Annotated in this window: 13 protein-coding genes; 11 read left to right on the forward strand and 2 right to left on the reverse strand. The window is 71.5% G+C overall.

Features of this window, described 5'->3' with window-relative positions:
* The first annotated feature begins 157 nt into the window (after positions 1 to 157).
* The 7 genes from ACFRAV_RS15045 (at position 158) to recO (ending at position 7,723) form a co-directional block, all read left to right on the forward strand.
* Positions 158 to 904: an SCO2525 family SAM-dependent methyltransferase gene (locus ACFRAV_RS15045; protein WP_382555344.1), complete on the forward strand. Its 747-nt coding sequence runs from the start codon at positions 158 to 160 to the stop codon at positions 902 to 904.
* Positions 905 to 972: 68 nt separating this feature from the next.
* Positions 973 to 2,823 carry an SCO2524 family protein gene (locus tag ACFRAV_RS15050; protein ID WP_382555346.1) on the forward strand — a complete coding sequence of 617 codons (1,851 nt, stop codon included), beginning with the start codon at positions 973 to 975 and terminating at the stop codon, positions 2,821 to 2,823.
* A gap of 3 nt (positions 2,824 to 2,826) precedes the next feature.
* Positions 2,827 to 3,744, forward strand: coding sequence for an SCO2523 family variant P-loop protein (locus ACFRAV_RS15055; RefSeq protein WP_351114553.1), 918 nt, complete (start codon positions 2,827 to 2,829; stop codon positions 3,742 to 3,744).
* Positions 3,741 to 4,700 carry an SCO2522 family protein gene (locus ACFRAV_RS15060; protein ID WP_382555349.1) on the forward strand — a complete coding sequence of 320 codons (960 nt, stop codon included), beginning with the start codon at positions 3,741 to 3,743 and terminating at the stop codon, positions 4,698 to 4,700. Before ACFRAV_RS15055 ends, ACFRAV_RS15060 begins: the two co-directional genes overlap by 4 nt.
* Positions 4,701 to 4,742: 42 nt before the next feature.
* Complete coding sequence (locus ACFRAV_RS15065; RefSeq protein ID WP_382555351.1) at positions 4,743 to 5,732, forward strand: SCO2521 family protein; 990 nt, start codon at positions 4,743 to 4,745, stop codon at positions 5,730 to 5,732.
* Between the two features lie 86 nt (positions 5,733 to 5,818).
* Positions 5,819 to 6,901 (forward strand): hypothetical protein, encoded by a 1,083-nt coding sequence (locus ACFRAV_RS15070; protein WP_382555354.1) that lies wholly within the window; start codon positions 5,819 to 5,821, stop codon positions 6,899 to 6,901.
* Between the two features lie 75 nt (positions 6,902 to 6,976).
* A complete protein-coding gene (recO, locus tag ACFRAV_RS15075) occupies positions 6,977 to 7,723 on the forward strand; it encodes a DNA repair protein RecO (RefSeq protein ID WP_382555355.1) in 747 nt (248 codons plus the stop codon).
* Between the two features lie 61 nt (positions 7,724 to 7,784).
* On the opposite strand, the gene ACFRAV_RS15080 is transcribed toward recO, so the two are convergent.
* Positions 7,785 to 9,080, reverse strand: a complete 1,296-nt coding sequence (locus tag ACFRAV_RS15080; protein WP_382555358.1) for an RNA-guided endonuclease InsQ/TnpB family protein — start codon at positions 9,078 to 9,080, stop codon at positions 7,785 to 7,787.
* A gap of 202 nt (positions 9,081 to 9,282) precedes the next feature.
* Between ACFRAV_RS15080 and ACFRAV_RS15085 the strand changes: the two genes are divergently transcribed.
* The 4 genes from ACFRAV_RS15085 (at position 9,283) to ACFRAV_RS15100 (ending at position 11,711) form a co-directional block, all read left to right on the forward strand.
* On the forward strand, positions 9,283 to 10,134 hold the full coding sequence (locus ACFRAV_RS15085) for an isoprenyl transferase (RefSeq protein ID WP_382555360.1): 852 nt from the start codon (positions 9,283 to 9,285) through the stop codon (positions 10,132 to 10,134).
* Positions 10,131 to 10,460, forward strand: a complete 330-nt coding sequence (locus ACFRAV_RS15090) for a hypothetical protein (protein WP_382555363.1) — start codon at positions 10,131 to 10,133, stop codon at positions 10,458 to 10,460. The genes ACFRAV_RS15085 and ACFRAV_RS15090 overlap by 4 nt, the downstream gene beginning before the upstream one ends.
* A gap of 369 nt (positions 10,461 to 10,829) precedes the next feature.
* Positions 10,830 to 11,192 (forward strand): hypothetical protein, encoded by a 363-nt coding sequence (locus tag ACFRAV_RS15095; protein WP_382555365.1) that lies wholly within the window; start codon positions 10,830 to 10,832, stop codon positions 11,190 to 11,192.
* A 54-nt stretch (positions 11,193 to 11,246) separates the two neighbouring features.
* Positions 11,247 to 11,711 (forward strand): hypothetical protein, encoded by a 465-nt coding sequence (locus ACFRAV_RS15100; RefSeq protein ID WP_382555368.1) that lies wholly within the window; start codon positions 11,247 to 11,249, stop codon positions 11,709 to 11,711.
* 96 nt (positions 11,712 to 11,807) lie between these two features.
* Here the strand turns inward: ACFRAV_RS15100 and ACFRAV_RS15105 are convergent, their stop codons facing one another.
* On the reverse strand, positions 11,808 to 12,227 hold the full coding sequence (locus ACFRAV_RS15105; protein ID WP_382555371.1) for a Fur family transcriptional regulator: 420 nt from the start codon (positions 12,225 to 12,227) through the stop codon (positions 11,808 to 11,810).
* Positions 12,228 to 12,238 lie beyond the last annotated feature (11 nt).

A 12,238-nucleotide genomic window follows, 5' to 3' on the forward strand; every position in this document is an offset into this window, starting at 1 on the left:
GGCTCTCGCCGGTGGGGGTGTCAGAAGCCTTCCCCTCAAGTCCCGTTCCATGCACGCTCGTTGGGCGAGGGGTAGGGGCGCGCGGGGGAGGCCAACTTTGCTATCTTGACGAGGCGTTGGGGGTTCGGCAGGGGTCTGGCGTTGGTATTTTCTAGAAATGGCCCTCAATTCTGAAGCACCATGGGACTTGTTCTGCCCAAATGATTATGTGAAGCGGAACTATGCCTCCCCACTTGACGTCGACAAGCAGATCGTCCGCCTGGTCGGCGAGCATTTCACCGATCATTTCGGCGGGCGTCACCAAGGGCCGGTGAAGGGGGTCGACGTGGGCGCGGGCGCCAATCTCTACCCGGCGCTGTGCATGCTGCCCTGGTGCTCGGAGATCACTCTCCTGGAGAAGGGCCCGAAGAACCTCGACTACCTGCGCGAGCAGGCCCAGAACGGCTTCGACCCCGCCTGGGACGCCTTCTGGGACGAGCTGGCCTACTCGCACCCCCGCTACAAGGCGGTGCACGGCGAGCGGCACGAGCGGCTGCGCCAGGTGGCGGAGCCCCGTGAGGGAGACCTGCTGGAGCTCGGCGGCTCGGCCGAACGCTGGGGCGTGGGCGCGATGTTCTTCGTCGCGGAGTCCATGTCCAGCTCGGGCGAGGAGTTCCGGACGGCGGTCGACCACTTCCTGGGCGTGCTCGAGCCCGGAGCCCCGTTCGCCGCGGCCTTCATGCTGCAGTCCGAGGGCTACGAGGTCGGCGCCTACGAGTACCCGGCGTACGCGGTCGACCAGCCCGCGGTCGCCGGGGCGCTCGAGCCGCTGGCGCAGAACGTCGCCTACCACGAGCTGGACTTCGTCCTGCGGGAGGGCCACGAGGGCATGCTCCTGGCGCTCGGGTTCCGCAGGACCGGGTGAACCGCAGGACCGACTGAACGAGCCGGGCGGGACACCGCCCGGTTGATCTGTTGTGAGGGGTACGGGGAATGCAGATCAAACCGCGCCAGCACCTGCTGGACATCTGGCGGGCCATCGCCCGCCACTCGTTCCGCGACGGGGGCAAGTTCGCCTGGGGCGAGCTCGGCGGAGTCAGCTCCGTCGCGGACGCCGAGCGGCTGCTGTGCCTGCTCTACCCCGCGACGGAGATCCCCTCCTTCCGCCTCGACCAGCCGGACACCACCGAACGGGACGTCCTGCGTGCCCTGGAGCCGGTCGGCACCCGGCTGGAGATCCCGGCCAACATCGTCGGCGTCCTCGCCGACTTCATGCAGAAGCACACCGGACCCGACGGCGAGCCCAGCTTCGCCGGAGGGCACTACTTCCGGCCCCGCAGGCCCGAGGACAAGGTCACCGAGGAGCAGCGCCGCTGGGGGGTCGTGGACTCCTACTCCATGTCCATCACGCTCTGCCTGGCCGCGCTCGGCTTCCTCAAGGTCTACGAGGACACCACCGCCCGCAGCGACGTGCGCCAGGCCGTCGAGGACCTCAGAGAGGCCACCCGGGCCCGGCTGACCGCCGCCATGGTCAGCCTGCTGCGGTCCTTCAGCGTCAACGTCTTCCAGCCGGAGTCCGACCAGGGCAAGCGGCTGATCCAGCTCATCGGCCAGGGCCGCCAGTCCGACCGCGCGGTCATCCAGCAGTTCTCCCGCCGCTTCAAGGCCCTGCGGGCCACCATCGGCGAGAGCCTGGTCCTCGGCATCGAGGTCGAGGAGATGCTGCGCGACGACAACCAGCTCTTCGAGTGCGGCTGGGCCTGGGGCATCGTCCGCGACGCCCCCGCGATCGTCGACCTCGCCGAGCCGCCGGTCAGCCAGCCCCAGGGCTCCGCGGACAACCTGCCCTACGTGTACTTCACCGTCATCGCCCTCGACGGCATCCAGGACCTCTTCTCCGAGCGCACCCTCACCCTCGGCCTGCTCGACGCCGACCAGCAGAAGCTCGCCGAGGCGCTGCGCCTGCGGTGGGAGATCAGCCAGCAGTACTGGTCCGGCATCGCCCGCTTCGGCGAGAACCGCTGGCCGCTGGAGGACCTGCCCTGGCGGACCACCGGCCTCCAGCTGGAGTCCGAGTACTTCTCCCTCACCGTCGCCGCCATCCTCGTGCACGACCTGGTGCGCCGCCGCGCCACCGACGACGACCTCACCCGCACCGTCACCATCATGGAGCGGCTCGCCGAACGCGGCCGCGTCACCAGCCGGCTCGCCTTCGACGACCCCTACGTCCACCTGCACAGCCCCGGCGCCACGCTGCCCCTGTCCGGGGCCGGCAAGAACGGCCGGCCGCCGCTGCTGTGGCGGATGACCGACTTCTCCGCCCACCTCCTCAAGCGGACCGTGCAGCTGGCCGAGCTCTCCCGCAACCTCGGCAGCCAGGACCGGCTGCTGCGGCTCGCCGAGCAGATCTACGAGCACCTGTGGGCCCGCCGCATCGAGGACGGCGAGGGCACCGGCCTGTGGGACGACGTCGCGGGCGCCTACCCGGAGCTCGAGGGCATCCCCTCCCGGCTCTCCTGGTCGGTCACCGAGCGCGTCACCGAGTGCCTGGTCGCCGCCCGCCAGCTCTACCACCAGGACCCCATCCGCAGCGCCGACCTCGCCGAGCTCTCCCGGCACCTGCTCAGCGAGGCGACCCACCTCTTCGGCAAGGAACAGCTGGAGGCCGCCCCGACCGACGACGGCGGCCGCGGCCGGGCCATGCGCTCCATCGAGGCCCGCCTCGACCGGGCGCGCGATCTGGTCGACCGGCAGCCCGCCACCGCCTTCGCCCTGGCCCTGCCGGTGCTCCAGGAACTCGACACGCTGGCCCAGGCCAGGGGCGCCGCCGCCCAGGAGGTGTGAGCCGTGCTCGTCTTCGCCGCCTCCGACAAGGGAGGCACCGGCCGCTCGGTGACCAGCGCCAACCTGGCCTACCAGCGCGCCCTGCTCGGCGACCACGTCGCGTACGTGGACTTCGACTTCGGCTCGCCCACCGCCGCCGCCGTCTTCGACGTGCCCGGAGCGATCCGCGGCATCCAGGAGAACGGCCTGCACTCCTACCTCGAGGGCGAGACCAACGAACCGGCGAAGATCGACGTCTGGCGGCAGACCGAGCACCCCGTGCTGCGCAACCGGCCCAACCAGGCAGGCCGGCTGGTGCTCTTCCCCGGCAACATCAGCGGCGGCGAGTTCGCCACCGACGACGACACCCTGGAACGCTGCGTCGACCTGCTGCTGCGGCTCAACACCGAGTTCGACCTGATCGTCGTCGACCTCAGCGCCGGCCGCAGCTACGCCATGGACATGGTCCTCGCGGCCACCGCGCACCCCCGGATGCGCCACGTGCCCTTCCGCTGGCTGGTCTTCCACCGCTGGACCCGCCAGCACGTCATCGCCGCCGCCGGCCTCGTCCACAAGGACCACGGCATCCTCGACTGCGGCGCCGGCCACGGCCACGACAAGGAGGCGCTGCGCGGCCACATCCGCTTCGTGCGCGCCGCCGTGCCCGACCCCGAGTCGCCCCTGTGGTCCCAGGTCACCCCCGCGCAGGCCGCCTGGATGCAGGCCTGCGACGAGGCGCTGCGCCGCCTCGCCTCCGACAACCGCATCGGCGACAGCGTCGTCCTCGGCATCGTGCCGCTCGAACCCATCCTGCAGTGGCGCGAGCAGCTGATCACCGAGGAGGACGTGCTCTCGAAGCAGATCGCGAACAAGGAGACCCTCGAGGCACTGGAGGAGATCGCCCGCCGCCTCACCGACGACGCCTGCTGGGGGCGGCCATGACGGAAGCAGTGTTCCGCGAGACCACCGCCGAACCACGCACCCAGGCGGTGCCGCTCGCCCACCTCTCGCTGGAGCTGGGCCACCTCTACATGGAGGACTTCGAAGCCGGCCCCGAGCGCCTGCGCCGCCACTTCGCCCAGGTCGCGCACTGGGCCGAGGCGGTGCGCGGCAGCACCGCCGCCGCGACCGGCAAGCGTCCCCGGATCTCCACCTGCTTCCTCATCGACGACTACTTCACCCGCTTCTCCACGCCCCGCGACCTCGTGCCGGTCCTCCTGGAGGAGGCCGAGCGGGCCGGGCTGGGCATCGACTACCTGGCCCGCGAGTCCGGCTGCGCCGAGGCCGACGGCGCCCAGGTCGCCGAGGCGGTCGCCGGACGCCTCGTGGAGTCCCCGCCGCCCGGCGCCTACGGGGCCCGCCCGCCCGCCGGGCAGTCCGGCTGGCTCGCCAACGGCGAACGCAGCCCCGTCGCCCGCACCCCGCAGGCCATGAAGAAGGCGATTCCCTGGCAGGCGCCCCGGGAGACCGCCGCCCGGCAGCACTCCGTCTTCCTCGACGTCGAGCTGTGGAGCGAGCGCCCCGGCGGCGGGAAGCTGTGGTCCTGCCCCTTCCTCGCCGCCGTCTGGCAGCTCGCCCGGCTCGGCCTGCTGCGCCACGAGGGCCAGGCGGTCCTCACCCCCCGCCCGCACGAGGGGCCGTTCCCCGACGACTGGGACGAGATGCCGCCCCTGCTGCAACTCCAGCCGCGCGCGGCCCCGTTCGCCGCCTACCGCACCTGCTCGGTGCTGCCCAACCGGTTCGTGCCGGTCGAGCACGCGGTCCGCGTCATCCTCGACCAGACCGAGGTCGACCCCGGCGCGCTCCGGCAGGTCGCCGCCCGCTCCGCGGGGGAGGGCGCCGCCGTCCCCGCCTCGGTGGCCGACCGGATCTCCTACGTCTTCTACGCGGGGCAGTGAGATGCGGCGGGGGCATGGGCAGGCACACAGGGGGGTGACGACATGAGTCCGCGGGAGAGCCACGAGGCGGGAGCGGGGGCGGAGACCGTGCTGCTGTGCGGGGAGGTCCGCACCTGCCTGCTCCCCGCGCACCAGGCCCTCGACATCCGGGCCGCCGCCCAGCTGCTGCGGCTGCGGGCCGACGAACGGGTCCTGGTCTCCGAGCGGCCCAACCTCTACGCCCGCTCCCCGGACGCGCTCACCGGCGTGGACTGCCCGCTGCCCAGCGCCAACGGGGCCAAGGTCCGCGCCGTCGGCACCGTCGCCGCCCGCGGCGCCCTCACCGAGGGCCGGGTGCTGCAGACCTCCGCCCGCCTCTCCGTCACCGCCCGCGGCCCCGACCACCGGCAGCCCTGGGGCCACTACCTGGTCCGCCCCGGCCTGCTCGAACCCTTCGGGCGGCTCCCCCGGGAGGCGGTCGCCGAGGGCGTCCTGGCCGGGGCCCGCCGCGGCGAACTCGACGTCGGCCTGATCGCCGACGGCCTGCTCACCCGGCTGCTGCGCCACCCGCTGCTGGACCAGCGGCCGCCCTTCAAGTCCCGCCCCACCCGACTGCGCTGGACCGCGCTGACCGCGGGCCCCGGCGCCGACCGCCCCACCATCGAAGCCCTCACCCTGGCCGAGGACGAACTGCGCACCCTCACCCTGCGCGTCCCGCCCGGCGCCGACCCCGCCGAGGTCGCCGCCCTCTGCGAGGACCTCGCCCTGCACGACTGGCTGCTCACCACCCTCGTCCGCCTCCTCGACGGCAGCCGGCTGGGCTCCGCGGACGGCACCGCCGTGGTGCGGGCGCTGCGGCCGGCCGTCGACCACCTGCTCCACCTCTGGATGCCCCGGGCCCGCCTCGACCCCGCGTTCGCCGTCCTCTGGGACGCCCTGGAGGAACGCCCCGGCTTCACCCGCCAGTGGCAGGCCCTCGTCCGGCGCATCCGCGACCAGCTCGCGCTGCACGCGATCCCCGCGCTGCACCAGGAGGCGGTGATGGCTCCCTGAGCAGACACCGACACCGGTACAGCTGACGCGCCGTACAGCCGATCCACGCACATCCCGACGGACATCCCAACGGGGGGAGCAGCGAGATGAGCACCACGCAGTCACCTCAGCCCGACGACACCACGCGAGAGACGGGTCGCGTGGGCCCGACGCCCCTGCGGCTGCGGCGGGCCGGAGTGGGCCTGGCCCTGGCGGCGGTGGTCTTCGCCGTCGCCGCCGCCCTGGACATCGACGACACGCCGCTGCTGCGGATCGCGCTCGCCGTCGTCTGCGGCGCCACCGCCCTCGTCGTCCAGTACCTGGCAGGGCTGTCCCGGCAGCTGGAGGAGCAGGCCCGGCAGACCCGCGAGACCCGCGAGGCGCTGGACGGCACGGCCGCCGCCGTCCGCGAGAGCCTGGAGCGGCAGGCCGCCGCCGCCCGCGGCACCGACCGGAACCGGCCCGTGGCCACCGCGTCGGGCGCCGGCGCCCCGGTGGAGGCCGTCGTCCACCGCGTCGACAGCCAGGTCGCCTCCGACTCGATCCCCGAGCAGTCCCGGCGGGCCATCGCCGAGGTCCTCACCACCGGCCCGGACATCCTGCAGACCTTCGCCCGCGCCGAGCTGGAACGGGTCGTGCGGCACATGGCCGACCTCAACAGCCTCACCGCCGAGTGCGCGGGGGAGAACCACGACTGGATGCTCTCCCTCACCCACTCCACCGAGCGGTCCCTCCTCGCCACCAGCACCTCGGTGGACCGGGAGTTCTGGAACAGCGAACCCGCCTCCCGCTACCTCCAGGCCCAGCGCGAGGCCATCGAGCGGGGCGTGGTCGTGCAGCGGCTCTTCCTGCTGGAGTCCGCCGAGATGCTCGACGACAAGCTGCTGCGGCTGTGCGAGGAACAGGAACTGCTCGGCATCGAGCTGCGCGCCGCGGTCATGCAGGAACTCCCGCCGCACCTGCAGCGCGGCACCACCAGCGACTTCATCCTCTACGACGAGGGCGTCTCCTTCGAGATCGAGCAGGACCTGCGCGACGTCAACGTCAAGACCCGCCTGATCGCCCGCCCCGACCACGTCGGCCAGCGCCTGCGCCGCTTCCACGAGCTGTGGGAGGCCGGGATGAACCTGCGGGACCTGGAGACCCGCGTCGACGACGAGGAGGACGGAGCCTGGATGGTCGACGTGTGAGGGTTCCGCAGGGCGTCCCCGGGCGATCCGCGAGGGGGCGGCCGGGCCCGGCGGCGGGTGCGGGAGAATGGGGCCATGAGTCTCTTCCGGGACGACGGCGTCGTCCTGCGCACCCAGAAGCTCGGCGAGGCGGACCGGATCATCACGCTGCTGACCCGCAACCACGGCCGGGTGCGCGCGGTCGCCCGAGGGGTGCGCCGCACCAAGTCGAAGTTCGGAGCGCGGCTGGAGCCGTTCTCCCACGTCGACGTGCAGTTCTTCGCCCGCGGCAGCGAGCTGGTCGGGCGCACCCTGCCGCTGTGCACGCAGAGCGAGACCATCGCCGCGTACGGCGGGACGATCGTGACCGACTACGACCGGTACACCGCCGGCACCGCCATGCTGGAGACCGCCGAGCGGTTCACCGAGCAGGAGGGCGAGCAGGCCGTGCAGCAGTACCTGCTGCTGGTCGGCGCGCTGCGCACCCTCGCCCGCGGCGAGCACGCCCCGCATCTGATCCTCGACGCCTTCCTGCTGCGCTCGCTGGCCGTCAACGGCTACGCGCCCAGCTTCGGCGACTGCGCCCGGTGCGGGATGCCGGGGCCCAACCGCTTCTTCTCCGTGGCCGGCGGCGGCTCGGTCTGCGTCGACTGCCGCATGCCGGGCAGCGTGGTGCCCTCCGCCCAGGCCCTGGGTCTGCTGGGCGCGCTGCTCGCGGGAGACTGGGAGACCGCGGACGCCGCCGAGCCGCGCCACGTCCGCGAGGGGAGCGGGCTGGTCGCCGCCTACCTGCACTGGCACCTGGAGCGGGGTCTGCGGTCGCTCAGGTTCGTGGAAAATTGAAGTGCTCTCCCGGCCGAGGTCGGGAGACTCCCTCCTGTCTTGCGACGAAGGGCTCGACGCCTCATGAGCGCCTGACGACTGCTCTCCCAGCAGCCGGGGTGAGCGCGTGGCCCGCCCGGTAGAGATGCAGGACGTTCCGAGCCGCGTTGTGGTCGGCGTTGCCGACCCATGCGCAGCCCGGGTTCTTGCACGCGAACACGGTCTGGGACTCCCGGCTCCCCTCGGTGAGGCATCCGCAGACGCTGCATCGTTGGGAGGTGTACGGTGCCGGGACCTTCCGCAGTGCGCCACCGCACCAGGCTGTTTTGTAAGTGAGCATGGTGATGGTGCGGCCCCAGGCTTCCTGGGCGATGGATCGGTTGAGTCCGCGTTTCTGTGCCACATTCTTACCCGGGAGGTCGACGGTTCCCCTGGCGCTCTTGGTCATACGGGGGATGTCGAGGTCTTCGACCACGATCGTGCTGTAGGCGCGGGCAAGGTGTGTGGTGGTCTTGTGCTGCCAGTCGGTCGCCCGCCGCTTGGCTTTCGCACGCAGGCTCGCGATCTGCTCATAGGTCCGCCGAAGACGGCGGGATGCCGCTCGCCCGGGCTCCCGGAAGCTTCTTCGATGCGCTGCCTCACGTTCGAGGCGCAGCAACTTGGCCTTCTCCTCCGGGTTCAGCCACTTGTCACGGTCGGCGGTGCCGTCGGGAAGACGGGGTGGGCGGCCGTGGTGCTGGTGATTGCCGTCCGCCAGAGCAAGAGGAATGTTGATGCCCGCGTCGATACCGACCTCCGGCCCTTCGTGGGGAGCAGGAGCAGGTACGTGGGTCTGGACGCGAAACGAGATGTGCCAGCCCAGAGCGTCCTTCACGAGCCGTGCCCCGGTGATCCGGCTGGCGCCGTCAGCACCGCTGCCCACGGGTAGGTCCTTGGTCCAGTGGAAGCGGACCTTGCCGACCTTCGGGACACTGACCACCCCCCAGCGCCGGTGCACGCGCCGAACGCGGAGACCGTCCCCCTGCGGGATGTCCACAGACATCCTGGTGCGAGAACGCGCCTTGTAGCGCGGGGCGCCCGCGCGGCCTTCCCAGCAGTTCCTCCATGCGCGGAAGTAGATCTTCAGGACCGCCTGCGCGGCTTGGGCAGGGAGAACGGCCAGGAAGTCGACATCCTTGCGGGCCTGCCGGATCGCGGCGTCCGCAGCCGCCAAGGTGCGCTTGTCCTTCGGGAGCATCGTCCACCATGCGTGCAGGCAGTTCCACACGGTGCGCGCAGCGTGCGCCTGCTCGTCGAACAGCAGAACCTGAGCAGGAGTCGGCGCCAGCCGGGCGCGATGCCGGAACTGCCGCTTCACCTTCTCACGTTCAGTGTTCACGCGATTACAGTATCGCCGGGGCGGGCCCGGTGATGACCGATCGGGCACCTGGGGTCTCCGACGCCCCCGTGTAGCCTTCGCAGCGCGCCGGGAACGCGTGGGGTATGCCTCGTGTCCGCCCCGGAGGGCAGTGCGGTGCGGGCCAAGGCGTCGGACCCGGCCGATCGCACGAGGAACGGTACGAGACGAGGAGCTACGACACATGGCCGTAGGCGGATTCCTGGGGCGGCAGCGCCGCGAGTACACGGCGCCGGAGCCGCACCCGTCGGGGGCGCGTGCGCCGAAGCTGCCGTCCGAGCTGGTGCCCGGGCACGTGGCGATCGTCATGGACGGCAACGGCCGCTGGGCCAAGGACCGCGGGCTGCCGCGCACCGAGGGCCACAAGGTGGGCGCGGAGCGGGTCCTGGACGTCCTCCAGGGCGCCATCGAGGTGGGCGTCGGGTCGGTGTCGCTGTACGCGTTCTCCACCGAGAACTGGAAGCGCTCGCCCGACGAGGTGCGGTTCCTGATGAACTTCAACCGCGACTTCATCCGCAAGACCCGTGACCAGCTCGACGCGCTGGGCATCCGGGTCCGGTGGGTCGGCCGGATGCCGAAGCTGTGGCGCTCGGTCGCCAAGGAGCTGCAGATCGCCCAGGAGCAGACCAAGGGCAACGACAGGCTGACCCTGTACTTCTGCATGAACTACGGCGGCCGCGCGGAGATCGCCGACGCGGCGCAGGCGCTCGCCGAGGACGTGAAGGCCGGGCGGCTTGACCCGTCCAAGGTCAACGAGAAGACCTTCGCGAAGTACATGTACTACCCGGACATGCCGGACGTGGACCTGTTCCTGCGCCCCAGCGGCGAGCAGCGGACCTCCAACTACCTGCTGTGGCAGTCCGCCTACGCGGAGATGGTCTTCCAGGACGTCCTGTGGCCCGACTTCGACCGCCGCGACCTGTGGCGCGCCTGCCTGGAGTACGCGCAGCGCGACCGCCGCTTCGGCGGGGCCGTCCCGAACGAGCAGCTCCTCGCGATGGAGTCGGCGATGAAGGGCGCCCCGTCAGCACCGTGAGGTTCTCCGTCCGGGAAGGACCCCCGCTCGAGGGTGTTCTCGCGTACACGGAGTCCGAGTACGGCTTCTCCTTCAGCGTGCGGGACGGGCAGGCGCTGAGCGTGCGACTCGGCTCGCAGGGGGTGACGAGTGTGGTGATCGGCACGCTCCAGCTCGAGGTCGACATCGAGTCCGGGGAAGTGCTGTTCGCCTGGGGATATCTCCCGAACGTACGGAGCGTGGTGGCCGATGCTGACCCTCCGCGGTCCGTGGCGGGCCGGGTCGTGGTCTCGTCGGAGGAGCGCTTCGAGCCGGGAGTCTCCGTCGGCGTGCCCGGAGACGACTGACGGGTCACCCATGACCCGTCCTCCGGGACGGTCGCCGTTCGACTGAACGGCGACTCGGGCCCCACGTTCGTGCGGATCGCCGACGGAACCGTCCTCGGCCTCGACGGGGGCCACCTGGTGTCGGTCTGGCTCACTCCGGTTTTCGTCGCGTGAGCAAGCTTCCGTCGGGTGAGCATGGCGGCCCGTGCCCGGCTCCTCCCTCCTGCCGGGCTTCCGGCGGACGAGGTTACGATCACGGCTCGTTGATCGACTCTGACGGCGCCGGACCGGCTCCGCGTCCTGCCCGGCCGGCGTCTTCCCCGGGCCTGACGCGCCGGGGAGCTGAGGTCCAGTCCTGGCCGGGCAGCGGTTCACGAGAGGGGTGGGGGGATGGAAGACCGGAAGTTCCACGGGTGTCTTGGCGTGGTGGTGACGATGGCCCTCGCGGTGCTGTCGGCCATGCTGCTGGGCCGGTACTGGAACGCCTGCGACGTGGGGGTGAACAACGCCGCGAACGGCGGCTTCCTGCTGTTCCTGTTCATACCCGGTCTCTGGGTACTGCTGCTGCTGAGCTGGTTCGCGGTGGGTGCCCTGCTCGGGAACCGTCCCCCTCTCCACGCGGGTGTCCTCGCGGTGACGCTGCTCGCGATCATCTGGTGCGCGATCTCCGTGTTCTGGGACGCCCCTCGCCCGCACTGCCCCAGCGGTGTGCCGCCGTGGTGGCCCGGTTTCGTCCCGTCCCCAGGGTTCTGATCGGTGGTCGCGATGTCTGACAGACCGGGAGCGATATCGCGTTTCCTCGTGTGTGTGCTTGCCTCTCTGGCCTGCTTCGGGTGCGGTCCCGGTGCGGGTGGGCCAGGTGGGGAGGCTGCGGGGAGGAGCGGCCCTCGCACGTATGACGGGTGTTCCGACGGGCGGAGTCTCGAGGAGATCGAGCGGGCCTACGGCCTGGGGATTCCGGAGCATGCGGATAACCTGCGGTTCTGCGAGCAGGAGGAGTGGTCGGGCAGCGATGCAGAGGTGCAGTTCGACACGTCCAGGGATGGGTTGCGGACGTTCCTCGTCGATTCCGGCCAGCCCGACCTCGCCCTGTTCGACGGAACATACGAAGGCGAGGGGAGGGAATGGCAAGCCCTTCCCGAAGGTGAGCCGATGGAGGGCGGTAGTTACAGCAACCGGATCGGTGACTGCGACAACAGCGTCACTGTGAGGGTGCAGACACTCCAGGACGACGAGGTGCGCGTCTACCTCAGCATGGCGTGCGCCTCGTAGAGCGCCCCGGCGCGTCGGAGCCCTGTCGTGTCCCGCGCCGGGCACGCGCCGGGACACGACAGGGCTCCGGTGCGCGGTGAGCCGGGAGGTCCCCCGTCAGCCTGCGGCCGCCGCGCAGCTCGCGCAGGTGCCGAAGATCTCGACGGTGTGGTCGACGTCGACGAAGCCGTGTTCGGCGGCGATCGCGTCGGCCCACCGCTCGACGGCGGGGCCCTCGACCTCGACGGCCTTGCCGCAGCCGCGGCAGACCAGGTGGTGGTGGTGCTCCTCGCTGGAGCAGCGGCGGTAGACGGACTCGCCCTCCGAGGTGCGCAGGACGTCCACCTCCCCCGCGTCGGCGAGGGACTGCAGCGTCCGGTAGACGGTGGTGAGGCCCACGGAGTCCCCCCGGTGCCGCAGCAGGTCGTGGAGCTCCTGCGCGCTGCGGAACCCCTGGACCTCGTCCAGGGCCGCCGCGACGGCCGCGCGCTGTCGGGTGGAACGGCCCCGTACGGGCGATCCGGCGGTCGGCGTCACCGTTGCCTCCT

The organism is Streptomyces sp. NPDC056600, from assembly GCF_042792855.1.
Classification (GTDB): domain Bacteria; phylum Actinomycetota; class Actinomycetes; order Streptomycetales; family Streptomycetaceae; genus Streptomyces.